A 17,689-nucleotide genomic window follows, 5' to 3' on the forward strand; every position below is an offset into this window, starting at 1 on the left:
GCTTCAGTTGCCTTTCGGTGCGAGGCCTCGGTCGAGCGCGCGAGCCAGCGCGGCACGGCCGGTGGCAGTGAGTACGGAGTCGTCCTGCGGCGTGTGCACACGGCTGCAGAGCACATCGCGGTAGTGGCGTTGGAGCGGGTTGGCCCGGGTCAGGCCGTGATTGCCGGTGAGGGCGACGGCCTGCTCCACGGCCCCGATGGCGGCGCGGGTCCCGAGCACCTTCGCGATCCCGGCCTGCTCGGCGGCTTCGATGTCGTACCCGTGGCCCGCTGCGCCGGCATCTATCCGTGCGGCGAGCGCCTCGACGAGTGTGGAGGCACCGGTGAGCGCGGTCTCGATCTCGCCGACGGCGGTCTGGAAGCGCGGCAGGGTCGCGAGCGGCGCGCCGAGTGCACTGGGGGTGCGTTCGTGCAGGAAGCCCAGGAGCCAGTCACGTGCCGCGCTCGCAACGCCGAGGTAGAGAGCGGTGAGGCCGAGCGCGTTCCAGGCGCCGGTCACCGGGTCGGGGCGGGCGCCGGGGGTGGGACCGGGCGCGCCGAGCCCGATCACGTCACCGGCGGGGACGCGTACGGAGTCCAGGACGACGTCGTCGCTGCGGCTGGCGCGCAAGCCCACGTGGTCCCAGGTGGGTTCGATGCTCAGGCCGGGGCTGCCGGCCCTGACGATGAAGGTGCCGACGCGGACGGGGTCCTCGTCGGTGCGGGCGAAGACGAGCATCCGGCTGAGTCCCACCGCGCCCGTGGAGTAGATCTTCCGGCCGGTCAGCAGCCAGTTCTCGCCGTCACGGCGGGCGGTGGTGGCGGGCAGGCCGCCGCGGACGGGGCTGCCGAGCTCGGGTTCGACGCGCAGCGCGTTCACGAGGGCCGGGCCGTCGGCGGATGCGCGGAGCAGGTCGGTGTAGTGGGCAGCCGGCCAGCCGGGGGTGCGAGCCTCGGTGGCGTGCGTGAACAGGGTCATGGCGGTGATGAGGGCGACGGCGGGGTCGCCTGCGCCGAGGGCGCCCAGGATGTGGACGGTGTCGGCGAGCCCGGCTCCGGGGCCGCCGTGCCGGGTGGCGACGGTGGCGGTGAGCAGGCCGGCCTCGTGGGCGAGTGCGAAGCCCTCGGCCGGGAAGGTGGCGTCGCGGTCGTGCTCCTCGGCACGCGCGGCGAGCGCGCGGGTGACTGCCGGGAGCCGGTCGAGGTCGAGCGGCGGCAGGATGCCGGAGCGGTCGCCGGTGTCAGGCGGTTGCGGGCTTCTCGTGCTGGGGACGGTGCGGGTCACGGGGTCTCCGGCCGGTCGGTGTGTGCGGTGCGGGCAGTGCGTTCGAGCAGTGGCGGTGGGTTGCGCACCGTGACCGGCGGCGGCTCCCCCTCGTACCTCTCCATCTCGACCAGTGCTTGCTGCCCGGTGCACCCCTGGGTGAGGCGTGAGGTGGGGAGGTCGGCGGTCAGGGTGTTGGGGTTGCCGTGCACACACAGCGGCCGGCTGTCCGGGGTGTCCGGTGCGGGGTCGAACCACGCCCCGGTGGGCAGCCGCAGTACACCTCGGCGCAGGCCCTCGGTCCGTACGGCTCCGGCGAGTACCGCACCACGGTCGTTGAAGATCCGTACGAGATCGCCGTCGGCGATGCCCCGGGCGGCCGCGTCGGCGGGGTGCATCTCTACGGGTTCGCGGTCGGCGACCTTGGCGCCGAGGCTGAGTGCGCCCATGTCGTACTGACTGTGCAGGCGGGTGGTGGGCTGGTTGGCGATCAGGAGCAGGGGGTGACGTTCCGACGTGGGTGAGCCCGGCCATTCATCGGGTTCGAGCCAGGTGGGGTGTCCGGGGCAGTCGTCCAGACGCAGTGCGTCGAGGGTGGCCGAGGCGATCTCGATGCGGCCGCTCGGGGTGTCCAGCGGGTGGCGTTGCGGGTCGCGACGGAAGTCCTCGAAGAGGGTGAAGTGGCTCGGCCCGGAGGGGAGTCGGAGTTGACCGGTCGTCCAGAACGCGTCGAAGGCGGGCACGTCCGCCCCGTCGGCGCGCAGAGTGTCGCGCCAGTCGTCGTAGAGGTGCTCCAGCCACTGGCGGGGGGTGCGGCCCTCGGTGAAGCGTTCGGCGAAGCCGAGGCGTGCGGCGAGCCCGGCGAGGATCGCGTGGTCGTCGCGGGCCTCCCCCACCGGGTCGATGGCCTGGTGCATGGCGATCAGGTGGGTGTCGCGACGGCCGCCGCCGATGTCCTCGCGTTCGAGCGTGGTCGTGACGGGCAACACGATGTCGGCGTGCCGGGCCGTGGCTGTCCAGTGCGGTTCATGGACGACGACTGTGTCGGGGCGGCCGAACGCGTGGCGCAGCCGGCCGAGGTCCTGGTGGTGGTGGAAAGGATTGCCGCCGGCCCAGTGGACGAGCCTGATGTCGGGGTAGGTGCGGCGTTCCCCGTCGTAGTCGTAGCTCGCACCGGGGTGCAGCAGCAGATCGGCGATCCGGGCGCAGGGTATGAACTCGGATACGGGGTTGGGGCCTTGGGGAAGATGGGGCAGCCGTACCTGCGGGCCGTGGTCGCCCACGTCGCCCATCGAACCGTAGCCGTGGCCGAAGCCGCCGCCGGGCAGTCCGATCTGGCCGAGCAGCGCGGCGAGAGCGAGTCCGGCCCACACGGTCTGCTCGCCGTGCTGGACCCGTTGCAGGGACCAGGTCACGGTGATCAGGGTGCGGGAGGCCGCCATCCGGCGGGCAAGGTCACGGATGGACTGCGCGTCGATTCCGCAGATCGCGGTCGCCCAGTCGGCGTCCTTCGTGATGCCGTCGTGGCGTCCTTCCAGGTAGTGGGCGAAGGTCTCGAAACCGGTGGTGCAGCGGTCGAGGAAGGCACGGTCGTGCAGGTTCTCGGAGAGCAGGGTGTGGGCGAGGCCGAGCATGAGTGCGGTGTCGGTGGCGGGCACGACCGGGTACCAGGTGGTGTCGGGTCCCGGTGGCAGGTCGGCTCGGAGCGGGCTGACGAGGGCGACATGCGTGCCCGCGGCAGCCAGCGCGTCGAGATGCCCCGGGGTGGTGTGCCGCGTCACCCCGCCGGGTGTGACGTGCACGTTCTTGGCCGGTATGCCGCCGAACGCAACGATCAGCTCGGTGTGTTCGGCGATCGTCGGCCAGCTGGAAGCGGATCGCAGGACGGCGTCCGCTCCTGTCGCTCCGACCAGATGGGGCAGCAGAACGAGTGAGGCCCCGAGGCTGTAGGAATTGCGGGACGCGGTGTATCCGCCGTACTGGGAGAGAAAGCGGTGGAGTTGGCTCTGGGCGTGGTGGAACCGTCCGGCCGAAGCCCAGCCGTACGAGCCGCCGAAGACGGCCTGAGGTCCGTGTTCGTCCCGTACGCGGGCAAGTTCGGCGGCCACCAGGTCGAGGGCCTCGTCCCAGCCGACCTCGACGAACGGTTCGCGGCCACGCCGGTCCGTGGGACCGGGCCCGTGGTCGAGCCAGCCGCGCCGCACGGCGGGGCGACGTACCCGCGTGGGGTGGCGCAGTGCACCCTCGATGTTGCGCAACAGCGGGGACGGTGACGGGTCCTCGGGGTGTGGCAGGATCCCGAGCGAGCCGTCGTCGCCCGGGTGGACGCTGTAGGCGCCCCAGTGCGAGGTCGTCGTCCGGGCCGCCGCGGGGGGAGTTCTGCGGGACTCCCCGGGTACGGTGCGGACCGAAGGGGCGGGGCTCATGCGGGGACCGCGGCTTCCGCGGTGTCGAGGGCCGCCGTCCGGTCCGCGCCGGCGCGCACCAGATCGATCAGGGTGCCGTAGTCACGGGCATCGGCGAGCGGTGAGAAGCCGCGGATCAGGAGTGTGCTCACACCGAGGGAGACATAGTCGAGCAGGGATTCGGCGACCTGCTCGTAACTGCCCACCAATGCAGTGGAGTTGCCTGCGGCGCCGGTGGTCTTGGCGATGGCGGTCCAGAGCCGCTTGTCGTGCACCTCTCCCTGGGCCGCGTACTCCAGGAGCCGCTGGGAACCGCGCTGTTCGGCGTGGTCGAGGTTGAACACCTTGCGGGCCTCTTCTGCGCGCTCCTTGGTCAGCCGCAGGATCTCGCGGGCCCGGTCCCAGGCCTCGGCCTCGGTCGCGGCCGGGATCGGTCGGAGGCTGACGCTGAAGCGGGGGTCGCGGCCGTACGGCGCCGCCGCGGCCCGTACCTCCCGGATACGTTCGGCGATTCCTGCGAGGGGTTCGCCCCAAAAAGCGTAGACGTCGGCGTGTTTGCCGCCGACGCGAACGGCGTCCTCGGAGGCACCGCCGAAGTAGACGGGGATGGGCGAGGCCGGGCGCACGGCGGACAGACCGCCTGCGACCCGGTAGAAGTCGCCTTCGTGGTCGAAGGGTTCGGCGGCGGTCCACTCCTTGCGCACGACGTCCAGGAAGTCGTCGGTGCGGCGGTAGCGGGTCGGCTTGTCACTGAAGTCACCGTCGCGTGCCTGGTCGGCGTCGTCGCCACCGGTGATGACATGGAGCGCGACGCGGCCGGGATGGAATGCGTCGAGCGTGGCGAACTTCCGGGCCGCCAGGGTCGGGGCGACGAAGCCGGGGCGGTGTGCGAGAAGGACGCCGAGGCGGTCGGTGTGGCTGAGGATCTGGTCGGCGACGGTGAATCCGTCCGGGCTGGCGGAGGAGTGCGCGACCAGGACCCGGTCGAAGCCGGAGGCCTCGTGGGCCTGGGCGAGCGCCCGCAGGTAGGCGGGCTGGACAACGGGGCCGCGGGCGCTGCCCGCTTCGGTCTGAGCGGAGATGGCGTCACGCGTGGTGGCGGCGGGGGCCGGGGTGCTTGAGCCGCTCTCGCTGGTCTCCTGTGTCGCGGCGATGCCGATGAACTCGATGCTCATGGGTGGTTCTCCAAGAAGAAGTGGGAGGTGGCGGACGGGGCGGTCAGCCGAGCTGGTCGCGCCAGGTAGCGGTGTGGTGGCAGGCGACGGCATACGCGGCCGAGGCCGGTGTGTCCGTGACGGCGCCGGGCCGGGGTTCCGCACGGCAGGCGTCGTCGGCGAATCGGCAGTGCTGCGCGAAGACACAACCCTCGTCGTCCGGCCATGACCGTGTGCCGCCGGCACCGGCGGGCACGCGCAACTGGGACGGAAGCAGCCGGCTTTCGCGGCGGACGCTGGGCGCCGACGCGGTGAGCAGAGCGGTGTACGGGTGCCGGGGGTGGTCCAGCACCTCACCGATGGGGCCCTGTTCGACGAGCCGTCCGCGATAGAGGACAGCCACCCGGTCGGCGATGCCGGCCAGCGAGCTGAGGTCGTGCGAGATGACGACGACCGCGAGTCCGAGTTCACGGCGGAGCCGGTCGAGGAGGCTCAGCACGAGGTTCCGGTTGGATGCGTCGAGGGCGCTCACCGGTTCGTCGCTGAGCAGCAGACGCGGCCGGGTGACGATGGCGCGGGCCAGAGAGACGCGCTGGCGCTGTCCGCCGGAGATCTGGCCTGAAGTGCGCCCGCCCCATGCCTCGGCATCGAGCCCCACAAGGGTCAGCGCCTGGTCGGCCCGCTCGGCACGCCCCTGCCGGGTGAGCGCACCGACCGCGGCGAGTGGCTCGGCAACGATCTGCCGCACGGTCAGTTCCGGGTCCTGAGAGCGCAGCGGGTCCTGAAACATGTACTGCACGCGTCCCGAGCGCCGGAACTCCCGCAGGCCCGACCGGTCGAGCTGCGTCAGATCCTGGCCGTCGAAGACGATCCGCCCGGCGTCGGGCCGTACGAGGCCGACGGTGGCCCGGGCCAGGGTCGTCTTGCCGGATCCGGTCTCGCCAATGATGCCAAGGATCTCTCCGGGCCCGAGGGTGAGATCGATGCCGGCCAGAACTCGGGTCCGGCCGGCGCGGCGCAGGGAGGTGGCCCGGCGGCCGAAGGAGACGTTGAGACCCGCGAGTTCCAGGAGGGGTGCCGGTCCCTCGCTCTCGGGGGCGAGGCCCGGTGCCGCGGCGGGTGTTGTGTGAGTAGCGGCGCTCGGAGCCGTACGCGGAGCCGTAGGGGAACTCATGCGTGGGCCTCTTCCTTGACCTGCTCGTCGAGCAGTCCGGCGGGCCGCAGGCAGCGGGCCCGGCGATGGTCTCCCAGGGCGTGCAGGGCGACGGGGCCCGCTGTGCACTGCTGGGCGGCGTACGCGCAGCGGTCGGCGAACCGGCAGCCGGGCAGTTCCGCACCGGTCTCGGGCGGGCGTCCGGGGATGATCTCCAGGTCGCGTCGTTCCCAGGCGCCGATCGACGCGACGCGCAGCAGCGCCTCGGTGTACGGGTGGGCGGGTGTGGCGAGGACCTCGGCTGTGGGTCCGTCCTCGACGATCTCCCCCGCGTACATCACGAGAATCCGGTCGCAGCTCTCGGCGACGACGGCGAGGTCATGGGTGACCAGGAGCAGGGCCAGGCCCTGTTCCGTCCTGAGGCGGTTGAGGAGTTCGAGGATCTCGGCCTGGATGACGACGTCGAGGGCAGTGGTGGCCTCGTCGGCGATGAGCAGTTCGGGCGCGCAGGACACGGCGATGGCGATGAGGACCCGTTGGAGCATTCCGCCGGACAGCTCGTAGGGGTACTGGTGGTAGACCTCGTCGGGGCGGTGGAGTCCGACGGCCGTGAACAGCTCGATCGCGCGGCTGCGCGCTTCGGAGCGGGGCAGTCCGCTCCCGACCCGGAGCTGCTCGGAGAGCTGCCTGCCGACGGTGAGGGAGGGGTTGAGGTACGAGGCGGGGTCCTGGAATACGGCGCCGACGCGCTTGCCCCGTACAGCGTCCCACTGGGTACGGGTGAACGTGGTGAGGTCGTCCTGCTCACCCGTGACGCCGCCCAGGGTGATGCGGCCGGCCGGTATCTCGCATCCCGCGGCCAGCACGCCCAGTACGGAGCGGCAGGTCAGGCTCTTGCCGCTGCCCGACTCTCCGACCAGGCCGACGGCTTCGCCGCGCTCGAGGGTGAAAGACACCTCGCGGACGGCCCGGATTCCGGGGCCGACGGTGACGTCGAGCCCTTCGACGGTGAGGACCGCCGTGCGGGGTGCCGCCTTCGCGGATTCAGCCGGTTGTGACACGGTCCTCGACCTCCTTGGGGGCGACGGCAGGAGCAAGTGCGCTGCCGAGGGCGGCGGGCGGACTGAGCGCGGGGAGCGGTGCCTCGGCCGGGGAGGCTTGTTCCTGCCCGCCGGAGCTGTCACGGATCGCGTCCGCGAGGATGTTCAGCGCCCCGACGGTGATCATGATGGCGACGCCCGGGATCAGGGGGGCCCATGGCTGCTGGGCGAGATAGCCGAGGTCGGAGGCGAGCATGCCGCCCCAGGTCGGCGCGGGTGGCTGCACCCCTAGCCCGAGGAAGGTGAGGGAGGCGACGACGAGGAGCGCCTGTCCCACCGCCTGGGCGGTGGTGACGGCCACGGTCGGCAAGATCTTGCTCCAGACGTGGGTGCGCAGGATCCACCGGCGCGATGCCCCCATGAGCTCGGCGGCCTCCACGTACTGCGCCTGCTTGAGACCGAGGGCAGCAGCCCGCGTGACCCGGAAGTACAAGGGTGCGAAGAGCACGCCGAGAGCGAGCATCGCCTGGTGCATTCCGTTGCCGAGCGCGCCTACGACGGCAATGGCGAACACCGTGAACGGCATGATCATCAAGGTGTCGGCGGCGCGCTGGGCAGTCCACTCGACGGTCCTGCCGAGCCAGACGGACGCGACGCCGGGCACGATCCCGAGCAGCATCGCTGAGCCGACGGCCTCGATCGCGCCCGCGACCGAGAGTCCGGTGCCGGCCAGCAGTCGGCTGAGGACGTCGCGCCCCAGGTAGTCGGTGCCGAACGGATGTCGGCCACTGGGCCCTTGGAGCATGTCGGCCGGGTGCTGGGCGAGCGGGTCGTGCGGGGCGAGAGCGCCACCGGCGACGGCCAGCAGAGCGACCAGAGCGAGGACGGCGAGGGCGATGCGAGCCGATCGCAGCCGCCACGCGCGGCGCAGGGTCCTCATCGCGTGCCCCCCTCACCCGAGGACGCCGTGACGTCCCCGGCTCCGGTACGTGTTCCGGCCGGCCGTCGGGCCGCCGGATTCAGGGCGGCGAGTGCCGCGTTGACGGCGATGTTGGCCACGAGGACGACACAGATGGTAACGAGCAACGTGCCCTGGATAACCGGAATGTCGTGCTGCTCGGCTGATTGGAGGGAGAGCTGGGCTATCCCCGGCAGATTGAAGATCTTCTCGGTGACTACAGCGCCGCCGAGGATCAGAGGAACGCTCATGCCGAGGACGGAGAGCGCGGGGCCGGCGGCATTGCGCAGCACATGTCCGAACAGCACCCGCCGGGCCGAGAAGCCGCGCATCTGTGCGCCGGTCACGTAGTTCTCGCGCAAGGCGCCGACGAGCGAGGTACGCAGCTGGCGGGCGAGGGAGGCGGCGGCGTCCAGGCTGAGAGCGAACGCGGGAAGAATCGCATAACGCAGCCACTGCCCCGGGTTCTCGCCGATCGGGATGTACCCCCCGGTGGGCAGGGCGCCGAGCTGGACGGCGAACACGACGATGAGCACGATGCCGATGAGGAACGGCGGCAGGGTGGCAAGGACCGAGCAGATCAGTGTGACCGTACGGTCGATGCGCCCGCCGTTGTTGAGTGCGGCGGCGATGCCCGCGCCACCGCCGATGAACACGGCGAGCAGCAGCGCGAGCCCGGCGATGGACAGATCGACGGGCAGGGCCTCGGCGACGCTGTCGGCGACTGGTACGCCGGTGAACCAGGACACTCCCAGATCCCCGCCGATCGCATGGCTGAGCCAGCTCAGATACTGGGCGTACAGGGGGCGGTCCAGGCCGAACTGTGCCTCCATGCGGGCGATGTCGGCCGGTGTGGCAAGGTCGCCGAGGACGGCGGCCGCCGGGTTGGCCTCGGACAGGGCTCCGAGCGCGAAGGTGAGGAGCGAGGCCAGGAGGAAGACCGTGACGGTAGTGGTGAGTACCCGGCCGAGGGGGCGGGGTGCGGCGCCCAGCCGTCGGGTCAGCGGGTTGAGCCACGCCCCCTTGCGCGGTGGAGGCAGTACGGAGGTGGAGGCGGGGGCGGTCATGAGACCGTGACCCCCTCGAACCGCTGGACGACGGTGTAGGCGGGGATCGCCGAGACCTTGGGGTTGCGCGCGAGGATGCGCGGCACGGTGTAGAGAAAGACGTTCGGCATGGTTCTGACTGCGATACCGGTGGCCTTCTGGAGTGCTGCCGGGTACTCGGGGGCGTCGAGGGGGGTGCGGCGCACCTCGTCGAGTGCCTTCTCCAGTTCGGGAGACGTGGTGCGTCCGGGGTTCATCAGCCCTTCCTTGCCGAACAGCACCTGGAAGGCCTGGGTCGCGGCGTCGCGGCCCGCGAACTGGTCGACGTACAGCGCCTTGCTGCGCTGGACGTAGACGATCTGGGTGGCCTGGGCGGCGGGAATGGACTCGATCTTCGCGGTGATCCCGACCTTCCTCAGCTGGGCCTGGATCAGTTCCGGTACGCCTTCGGCCTTCTGGGCGGACAGGGTGATCTCCAGGCCGTTCGCGTGACCGGCCTTGGCGAGGAGTTCCTTCGCCTTCTCGGGGTCGTACGGGAAGAGTTTGTCGAGCGCGTCGTCATGGCCCGCGTATCCCTTGGGGAAGGGCTGGCGGGTGACTTCGCCGTGCCCGAACGCGGCGGTCTTGAGGAGTTCCTCGCGGTCGATGGCGTATTTGAGGGCGAGCGCGACATCGGGATCCGTGAAGGGCTCCTTGCCGATGTGCACATCGAGGACGGCCACCACCATCGATGGGATGACCTGTACCTCCAGGCCCGCGGCACGCGCCGCCTCGACCTGGCTACCGGGTATCTGCGCCACGTTGTACTGCCCGGACTTGAGCGAGGCGACGACCGTGGACGGCTCGGGCAGCGGATAGAGCTCGAAGTGCTCGACCTTGATCCGGTCCGCGTCCCAGTAGTTCGGGTTACGGCGCAGGACGGCCTTGGAGTTCTGGACGTAACTGACGAGCGTGTATGGGCCCGAGCCGGCGGGTTTCGTGGCGATGCTCGCGGCATCATTTTCGAAGACCTTGGGGTTGACGACCATGCCGGTCTTCCCCGCGAGGAGGGCGGGTATCTGGAAGTCCGGTTCCGTGAGCCGTAGTTCAACGGTCTGTGGATCGACGGCGGTGACCTGCCGCACGCCGGTGAGCTGGGAGGCGATGAGCGACTTCGGGTCGTCGCGGCCGCGCTCGATGCTCTTCTTCACGGCGGTGGCGTCGATCGATGTGCCGTCGCTGAACGTCGCTCCCTTGCGCAGGGTGAAGGTGACGAGCGTGCCTTCGGTGTTGTAGCGCCACGCAGTGGCGAGTGCGGGGACCGCGTCGCCCTGCTCGTCGAGTTTGGTCAGCCCGGCGTAGACGAGCGAGAGCGAGTGCACGTCCCAGCCGGCGGACGAGGTGAGCGGGTCCCAGGACGTGGGCAGTGCCCAGCCCCACTTGAGGGTGGAGGTGGCACCACCGGCCGCGGACGAGGAGCCGCCGCACGCGGAGAGGGTGAGTGCTGCGCCCGCACCGAGCGACAGTCCGAGGAAGGACCGCCGGTCCAGTGCGGTGCGAAGGGGTACGGTCCGGCGTTCGGCGTCAGGGGTACGAAGGTTCGACATCGGTGTACGCCACCTTTCTCGGCCGTGCCGGACCTCGGCGGGTACGCGGACGGGGCGGCCGTAAGCGCCAGGTCGAGGCAGGACGACCGGGCGAACGTGGTGTGGAAGGAAGGAAGTTGAGCAACCGGGGGAAAGTCCGGCTGGTCGGGCGACCGCTGGGCGGGCCATGGCGGCGTGCGGCGCTGCACGGGAAGCCGAGGCGCCGCGGGACACGGCGGAGAACGAGGTGCCATACGCCCGGTGCAGCCGTCAGGACGTCGCAAAGACTGCCCGGCACCGGGAAGGGATCGGCGTGTCAGCGGCTCAGGCTCAGTGGCTGGTCCGCCACCGGGCCAGGCCTGACTGGGCACCATGCGTCCGGCGGCATTTCACCGTGATTGACGACGCCGAAGTCACCTGCCGAGCCGGAGCGCCGCGGGCCCCACGAGGGGCCGCGTCGGCGGTCGGGTCAGCGACAGAGTGCGCTGGAGGTGCGTCGATAGTCCACGTAACGGCAGACCACGCCGGGGTGCATCAGATGCATGCCCGTCATCTTCTTGCCCCCGCCTCCCCCTGTCAATGGACACCTCAAGGTGTCTCATTCGTCGAGACCCTGCCGACCTGCACTTTCACTCAGACTGATGGCTCAACTCGGCGATGGCCGGGTAAGAGTTGGCCTCATCGGGGTGCAACCACAGCGGTCCGTTTCCTGTGTCGAGCCGGGCGGCTCCGGCCGGTGGCTGCGACGCCCCGGTGAGCACGGCGAGTTCGGGTCCGGTCAGGGTCCGCCACTGTTCCAGTGCGTCTCGGGCGGACATCCGGGCCGGACCCGGCAGCGGCGCAGCCGCCGCCGTACGGGCCGCTTCGAAGTAGGACTCCACCGGCTGCCAGCCCGGGACGCAGATCTGACCGCCCGGGCCGTCGAACAGGACCGTCGGCAGGGCGTAACGCCGCCCGTCGCTCAGCTCCTTGGCCCGTCCCGGGTGGGGACCGGTCCCTTCAAGTTCCAGCACCTGCGCGATCGGCCGGCGCGTCTGTGCCCGGTCGGCGCGTACCGCGTCCCAGGTGCTGGCAGCCGCCATGCCGTCGAGGAGCCGGTCGAGGTCGAGGCCGGGGACCCCGAGTACGACATCGCGCACACCGGCGTACGAGTCGGCGGGCGTCCCGAGGACGAAGGTGCTCTCGCGCAGCCGACGCAGGACATGCTCCGCCAGGTCAGCACCCTGTTCGGACGAGGCTTTCGCAGCGAGCGAGGCGGGCCAGCTGGAACGGGTCAGCCGGTGCAGCCGCCGGGCGTACGGGGCACGGGTGTGCACCGCGACGTCGGCGATGAACCGCTCGTACCAGCGGGCCTCGGCGTCAGGATCTGGAGCCGGGTCGTCGTTGTCGTCGAAAAGGATCCCGAACACCCTGCGCCAGCGCACACGCGGGCCGAGGGAGTACCGCAGGAGGCGGAAGGCAGGCTCGGAACCCCAGGCCCAGGGGCAGGCAGGATCGGTGAATTCGGTGACGGCGAGATGGGCGGCGGGATCGGTGGCCTCCTGGACGCCGACATGGGCGCCGGCTTTGGTGGTGTCCTGGCCGCCGGCATGGACAACGCAGCCATCGGGGCCGAACGGTCCCCTCGCGCCCGTCATGCCGAGACCACCGAAGCAGGCGCCGACGTCTGGGCCGCCTCGGCCAACTCGGCGATGGTCATCCGCCCGAGCACCGCCTGCGCCGCGGCCTCCAGCGACCGCCACAGCTCCGGCACCAGACGCGCGGAGCCAGGGTAGTCGAGCGAGTCGGGCCGCTCTCCCCGCAGCGTCAGGAACTCGCCGTCGACCGCGGTCATGACCTGCGCGACCGTGATCGTCGTCGCGTCGCGGCCTATCCAGTAGCCGCCCTCGCAGCCACGCTGACTGCGCACAAGGCCGGCCTGACGCATGTCCCGGAACACCGATTTGAGGAACCGGAAGGGGATGTCCTGTGCGGACGCAATGCCTTCACAGGTAAGCGGCCTACCGCTGTCCGCGGCCAGTTCGACGAGCGCCCGCACCGCGTAGTCCGCCTTCGCCGAGATCTGCATCTGCACCGTCTCCCCGAGGATTGCATTCAGCATCATGGGCCGCCGGCAGCCGCGAACGGGCTGCTCGGCCGCAATGGACACATCTTGACATCCATTCGCCGGGCTCTCTACGGTCGGCGCCAGAACCTGGTGCCCGCCGCCGTGGCGATCCTCCGGCGGAACCCGGCCTCCGCATCGACGAGCAGGATTCTCATGGCCCCGCACACCACGCCGCAGCCCGACGACGCTCCAGCCGCCAAGCACGACGCCTTCCACCCCAACCTCCCCGATCACGGCCACGGTCCCGGCGACGCGGACAGCAAACTCCCCCTGCACGCCCGGCTCCACCACATCCGGGCCGACGCGCTCGACGGTGACACGGCACAGACGGGCGGGATGCGGCGCTTCGCCGCGATCAGCGGATCGAGCGTGGGATCCCAGCGGATCTGGATGGGACAGACCCATGTCGCGGCGCAGACCGCCTCGTCCAATCATCACCACGGGGCGTCCGAGACCGCGATCCATGTGGTGAAAGGCCACCCGGAATTCGTGTTCCTGGACGACTCGAGCGGTACGCCACAGGAGATCCGCATCCGCACGTCCCCGGGCGACTACATCTTCGTACCGCCGTTCGTCCCCCACCGTGAGGAGAACCCGAGCCCCGGCGAGGAGGCGGTCGTGGTGATCGCACGCTCCACCCAAGAGGCGATCGTGGTCAATCTGCCAGAGCTGTACGTACTCAGCGACGAGCCCGGAGAGGAATGACCGGACCGGCACGCGGCCAACCTCCGCCCGACCAACTGGTCTGAGTCTTCCGGCTCGTCCACTTCTGGGTCCATGGGTCGCAGCATCACGCCGTTCCATGCGGCCCACCCCACGCCACCCGCCCTCTGATTGGCCAGCCCTCTGCAGGCAGTGCGGCATCGAGCTGAAGCACCTGGCGGCGAATCCCTCCGACACCTCAACGGGTCGCCCCTGCACATCGGCGACCCGGTGGTGCCGGCCGCTGTGCGTTGGGAACAGGTGAAGACACTCCGTGAGGGCGGTATGAGCCGTCCGTCTGCCTGGAACTCGGATCCGCTTCCCGGCGCTGCCGAACCGCGGTCGGCGCGCTCATCAACACCGTACTCATGTAGGACGACTGGCGCTGGGTTCCTCAAAGGCAATACACATAACGGCCGCGTACGCGTTGCGGCAACCAGGCCAGCAGGTCCCGCCTTCGACCGGGAGCCCAGGCCTGAGTCGGGATCACGCACGGACGGCGACGGCAGGAGGTCCGGCGACGGCCAGCCGAACCACCTCAGCATCGACTTGTGCCCGCAGTGTGGCCGCCAGGGAATCCCGCTCGGTATCAGCAAGATGCCCCTGACACCCGGTGTAGCCGAGCACGTGAATGCTGCGACAGCCCACAGAATCGTCCGGGACAGCTCCGTGACCGCAGTGAGGCCCAAACGGCGGCTCCGGCGATGCTGTGGTCACACACCAAAGGACGATCAAGTACGGCCGACAGTTGCCGTTCCCGGACCCCTGTCGGCGACAGGCGACCACGGTCGGCGGGCCGGGGCCCGGCTATCGCGCCCCGCATCATGTCTGGCCTCCGGATAACCTGTGTCAACAGTGAGGCGAGAGGCTGGCCTTGGCGAAAGAGTGCAGGCCGCACGGATCCCTGCACTCTGATGCGCACCCGCCCGCCGATGCCGTCTTGCCCCTCGCGGCGGGCGGGAGTTCAGCCCCGCGGCTTGGGCGGGCAGACGACGTGGCTGTGGTTGATGACGCCGGCGCCGGATGCGGCGTGATGGCTCTGGGTGCGGTACGGCTCGTCAGCCTTGATGGCTTGCTGGCAGCGGCAGCAGATCACAGCTTGCCCTTCCATCGGTTCCAGAGGGCGCGGCCGTCGGCACACAGGGGGTGCTCATGGCAGTCGCGGCAGATCTGCATGTGCTTCATGAGGAGCACATAGGCCTGCTGACAGCGGGCCTCCATTGCGGCGATCGCCGCGGACACGGGATCGGGGGTGCTCACCAGGCGGGCCCGAGGCCGTACCGGTGGGTGACCGCCCGGGGGCAGTCGTACAGGCCGCGTTCCGGACCGCTGACCGAGAACGCGACGCCGACGCGGATGGGCGCATGCGCGAGGTCGCCGCACGGGCAGACAAGTGGTTCGGGTTCGGGGCCTTCGCTGGAAGGCTGGTCCGTAGGCTGTGTCATAGCGACGCCCCTGCGGCGTGGTCCGTTCCCCGAGTCGTGACAGCGGCTGCGGGGGCTTTGTGTGTGGCAAGCCAGTCCACCATGCCATAGAAAGCTATAGCTTGCCTGGTGTACTACCGATCGCCGCGGAGGATCATGGCTGTCTATGGTGCGCGGTATGGAGTTCGCTGTAGATCGCCCCAGGTGGAGGCAGGTCCACGAGGTGATCGTGGAGCGGATCGAGTCAGGCGTGTACGCGCCGCGCACACGGGTGCCGTCGACCGTCGCACTGACCGAGGAGTTCGGTGTCGCCAACGTGACCGCGCAGAAGGTGCTGCGGCAGCTGCGCGAGGACGGACTGATCTACACGGAGGTCGGCATGGGGTCATTCGTCGCCGACCGGCAGCCTTGATAGAACTATGCCGCTTCCGCTGACTCCTGGGCTCTGTCAGACCCGGATCCCAGAATTGATCCATGCCTGCCGCTCCCCCAGCCCGCGGTGTATCGCGGTCTGCTGACGAGCTGAACGAGGCGGTCCGGCGCCTGTGCCCGCACCCGGCGATGCGCCTCACCCGCGAGCAGCGCGCCGAGTACGAGCGGCTCGTCACTTCATGTCGTCGATCATGTTCTTCGTGGTGTCGTGCTTCTTCTCCTATCACGCCGGCGCTGGGTTCTCCTCGCTTGACACCATTGCGACGGCCTTGCTCGACGCGGTACGTCAGCCGGGCCTTCGCCAATGTCTGCCGCCGGCACGGCATCCGCTGCAGCATGGGGCGCGTCGGCTCAAGTTACGACAACGCCCCGGCCGAATCGTTCTTCCAGGGCCTGATCCGGGAGTTGCTCTACGAGCGACGCCTCACCTCGAAGGCTCAGCCACGGCTGGAGCTGTTCCGCTGGCTGGCCTACTACAACCGGCGCCGCCGCCACTCCGCCCTCGGCTACCTCACACCAGCCGAGTTCGAACAACAACTGACCTCGTCACGTATGCGGTCACTCGTCGCATGAAACTCGGTGTCCACTCCCGAGGTTGAGCCTCAGTCCCGCTCGGCGGCGATGAATGCGTTGTTGTCCCGTCCTGCGAAACGACCGATGGGGATGTGAACGATGCGGGCGGTGCGGTGGCCGATGCACCGGCCGACGGCCAGCGCGAGGACGCGGCAAGGACGGTGATCACAGGTAGCTCCCATTGGGGGTGTGGATGTCGGTGGCGTGGGCGCCGACGACGCGGCGGTGCAGGCGCGGGCGGTGTGGAGGCTGGGTGCCATCGGTGCTGTCCTTCCGGAGCGCCCCCCGCCCCGCCGTGGGTCAGCGGAAGCTCAGCGCGAGACAGAAGTCGACGCGGTCGTGCAGGGTGGCGAGGCTGTGCCCGGTGAGCTCTTCGACGCGCCGTAGCCGGTAGCGCAACGTATTGACGTGGACGTGGAGTTGCTCGGCACAGCGCTGCCAGGAGCCCGAGGCGTCGAGGAACGTGGCGAGCGTCGTCACCAGGTCGCTGCCGTGCTCGGCGTCGTAGCGTTCGAGGACGCCGAGCAGGCGGTCGCGGTAGAGGCGGCGGACGTCCTCGGGGACCGCGGCGATCAGCAGTAGGTGCGAGGAGAGCTCGCCACTGCCCGCGGTGCGCACGGTGCCGGTGCCGAGCGTGGCGACGCGGTGCGCGTGCCGGGCTTCCTCGACCGAGCGGCGCAGCCCGGCCCCGCCGGTCGCTGAGGGGCCGGTACCAAGGGCGGCACGACCAGAGCCGAGGAGCGGCGCGAGGCGTTCAGCGGCGTCGACCGCGCCCGGGTCGCCGTCCGGTACGAGCATCAGGTAAGCCCCGTCGTCGACGGGGATCGGCACCGAGCAGCCGGGGATCCGATCGGCAACGTCCTCCAGGACGGTGGCGGCGAGTTCGGGCCCGTAAGGGCTGCCAGTGGTACTCATACACAGGGCACTCAAGGGAGCGCCGGTATCGAGGCCGAGGCTGCTGAGGCGAGCCTCGGCGGGCTCCTCCTTTCCGGCGGCTAGCAGGTCGATCGCCTCGCGCAGGAAGCGGGCCTCGATGCGTCGGCGTTCTTGGACGGCGGCCTTGTCGAGGGCGAGCAGGGCGCACACCTCGCCCGCGGCGTCGGCCACGCCGGGCGCCCAGTCGCGCCAGTCGCCGGACGCGGCCAGGTATCCGGCGGGCGGGCGGTGCGCGGCGGGTGACTGGACGGGGAAGAGGCTGAGCCGGCCGCCGCCGGTGAGGGTGGGCACTGCGGGGAAGCCGCCCGCGGCCAGTGCGTCCCGGTGGGCGCGCGCGAGCTGTTCCGGTCGCACGCCGGGGACGCCGCCCGCGAGGAGCCGGCCGGTCGCCGACAGCACGGCGCACCACACGCCGGTGGCGCGGGCGAACACGTCGATGAGGCCGGCGGCGCCCTCGCCCGAGGCCATGCTGGTGACGAGGCCGCGGTGCAGCCCGGCAGACGGGATGCGGTGCTCTCCACCGCCGAGCACCGTCTCGGTGAGCGCCGCGAACGACACTTCGTCGTCGACCGTGAGCAGCGGCAGACCCTGCCGGGCGCAGGCCTCGCCGAGTGCGTCGGGCAGCACGCCGACCCCCGCCGTGCCCGCGACGAGGGCGGCGACGCCCGCAGCGGACAGCGCGGCGACGAAGACATCGGCGTCGCGCGGCTCGCGATACCAGGTGGTGCTGGTCAGGACAAGTTCGCCGCCGTCGAGATAGCGCCCCGGGTCGGGCAGATCGGTGGTGTAGACGCCGCGGATGCGCAGCCCTTCCGAGGCTGGGACAACGACGGGGCACAGCCCGAGGCGCGGCATCGCAAGGAGATCGTTCAGCTGCACCGGTCGGCCTCCTCGGCTCCGCCCGGCGGCTGCGCGGGCGGCATTTGTTACAGGCATGCACGCCGGTGTGCAC

Annotated in this window: 15 protein-coding genes and 1 pseudogene; 3 read left to right on the forward strand and 13 right to left on the reverse strand. The window is 70.5% G+C overall.

Annotated features, from left to right (window positions below; genetic code table 11):
* Window positions 1–3: 3 nt before the first annotated feature.
* From ACWIGU_RS07755 to ACWIGU_RS07800, 10 genes are all read right to left on the reverse strand, one after another.
* Complete coding sequence (locus tag ACWIGU_RS07755) at window positions 4–1,263, reverse strand: acyl-CoA dehydrogenase family protein (protein WP_454398470.1); 1,260 nt, start codon at window positions 1,261–1,263, stop codon at window positions 4–6.
* Entirely contained in the window at window positions 1,260–3,668 is a 2,409-nt protein-coding gene (locus ACWIGU_RS07760) for a molybdopterin-dependent oxidoreductase (protein WP_454398472.1), read from the reverse strand. Before ACWIGU_RS07760 ends, ACWIGU_RS07755 begins: the two co-directional genes overlap by 4 nt.
* Window positions 3,665–4,822, reverse strand: coding sequence for an LLM class flavin-dependent oxidoreductase (locus ACWIGU_RS07765; protein WP_454398474.1), 1,158 nt, complete (start codon window positions 4,820–4,822; stop codon window positions 3,665–3,667). The genes ACWIGU_RS07760 and ACWIGU_RS07765 overlap by 4 nt, the downstream gene beginning before the upstream one ends.
* Before the next feature lie 43 nt (window positions 4,823–4,865).
* Entirely contained in the window at window positions 4,866–5,975 is a 1,110-nt protein-coding gene (locus tag ACWIGU_RS07770) for an ABC transporter ATP-binding protein (RefSeq protein ID WP_454398476.1), read from the reverse strand.
* The gene (locus ACWIGU_RS07775) at window positions 5,972–7,015 is read right to left on the reverse strand and encodes an ABC transporter ATP-binding protein (protein ID WP_454398478.1); all 1,044 of its coding nucleotides are present in this window, start codon (window positions 7,013–7,015) and stop codon (window positions 5,972–5,974) included. The genes ACWIGU_RS07770 and ACWIGU_RS07775 overlap by 4 nt, the downstream gene beginning before the upstream one ends.
* Window positions 6,999–7,934 (reverse strand): ABC transporter permease, encoded by a 936-nt coding sequence (locus ACWIGU_RS07780; protein WP_454398480.1) that lies wholly within the window; start codon window positions 7,932–7,934, stop codon window positions 6,999–7,001. The genes ACWIGU_RS07775 and ACWIGU_RS07780 overlap by 17 nt, the downstream gene beginning before the upstream one ends.
* Complete coding sequence (locus ACWIGU_RS07785; protein ID WP_454398482.1) at window positions 7,931–9,019, reverse strand: ABC transporter permease; 1,089 nt, start codon at window positions 9,017–9,019, stop codon at window positions 7,931–7,933. The genes ACWIGU_RS07780 and ACWIGU_RS07785 overlap by 4 nt, the downstream gene beginning before the upstream one ends.
* Window positions 9,016–10,584, reverse strand: a complete 1,569-nt coding sequence (locus ACWIGU_RS07790; RefSeq protein WP_454398484.1) for an ABC transporter substrate-binding protein — start codon at window positions 10,582–10,584, stop codon at window positions 9,016–9,018. The genes ACWIGU_RS07785 and ACWIGU_RS07790 overlap by 4 nt, the downstream gene beginning before the upstream one ends.
* 608 nt (window positions 10,585–11,192) lie before the next feature.
* Window positions 11,193–12,200, reverse strand: coding sequence for a DsbA family oxidoreductase (locus ACWIGU_RS07795; protein WP_454398486.1), 1,008 nt, complete (start codon window positions 12,198–12,200; stop codon window positions 11,193–11,195).
* Window positions 12,197–12,631 (reverse strand): RrF2 family transcriptional regulator, encoded by a 435-nt coding sequence (locus ACWIGU_RS07800; protein ID WP_454398639.1) that lies wholly within the window; start codon window positions 12,629–12,631, stop codon window positions 12,197–12,199. The genes ACWIGU_RS07795 and ACWIGU_RS07800 overlap by 4 nt, the downstream gene beginning before the upstream one ends.
* Window positions 12,632–12,823: 192 nt before the next feature.
* Between ACWIGU_RS07800 and ACWIGU_RS07805 the strand changes: the two genes are divergently transcribed.
* Complete coding sequence (locus ACWIGU_RS07805) at window positions 12,824–13,375, forward strand: cupin domain-containing protein (protein ID WP_454398641.1); 552 nt, start codon at window positions 12,824–12,826, stop codon at window positions 13,373–13,375.
* A gap of 1,089 nt (window positions 13,376–14,464) precedes the next feature.
* Here the strand turns inward: ACWIGU_RS07805 and ACWIGU_RS07810 are convergent.
* Complete coding sequence (locus ACWIGU_RS07810; RefSeq protein WP_454398488.1) at window positions 14,465–14,632, reverse strand: hypothetical protein; 168 nt, start codon at window positions 14,630–14,632, stop codon at window positions 14,465–14,467.
* Entirely contained in the window at window positions 14,629–14,817 is a 189-nt protein-coding gene (locus ACWIGU_RS07815; RefSeq protein WP_454398490.1) for a hypothetical protein, read from the reverse strand. The genes ACWIGU_RS07810 and ACWIGU_RS07815 overlap by 4 nt, the downstream gene beginning before the upstream one ends.
* Window positions 14,818–14,974: 157 nt before the next feature.
* Here ACWIGU_RS07815 and ACWIGU_RS07820 point away from each other — a divergent pair, with 157 nt between their 5' ends.
* Together ACWIGU_RS07820 and ACWIGU_RS07825 are read left to right on the forward strand one after the other, a co-directional pair.
* Window positions 14,975–15,208 (forward strand): GntR family transcriptional regulator, encoded by a 234-nt coding sequence (locus tag ACWIGU_RS07820; RefSeq protein WP_454398492.1) that lies wholly within the window; start codon window positions 14,975–14,977, stop codon window positions 15,206–15,208.
* 296 nt (window positions 15,209–15,504) lie between these two features.
* Window positions 15,505–15,801: pseudogene (locus ACWIGU_RS07825) on the forward strand (integrase core domain-containing protein); the annotation flags it as partial.
* A 300-nt stretch (window positions 15,802–16,101) separates the two neighbouring features.
* Here the strand turns inward: ACWIGU_RS07825 and ACWIGU_RS07830 are convergent.
* On the reverse strand, window positions 16,102–17,616 hold the full coding sequence (locus ACWIGU_RS07830; protein ID WP_454398494.1) for a PucR family transcriptional regulator ligand-binding domain-containing protein: 1,515 nt from the start codon (window positions 17,614–17,616) through the stop codon (window positions 16,102–16,104).
* Window positions 17,617–17,689 lie beyond the last annotated feature (73 nt).

The sequence above is a fragment of the Streptomyces sp. NPDC055400 genome (assembly GCF_053644375.1).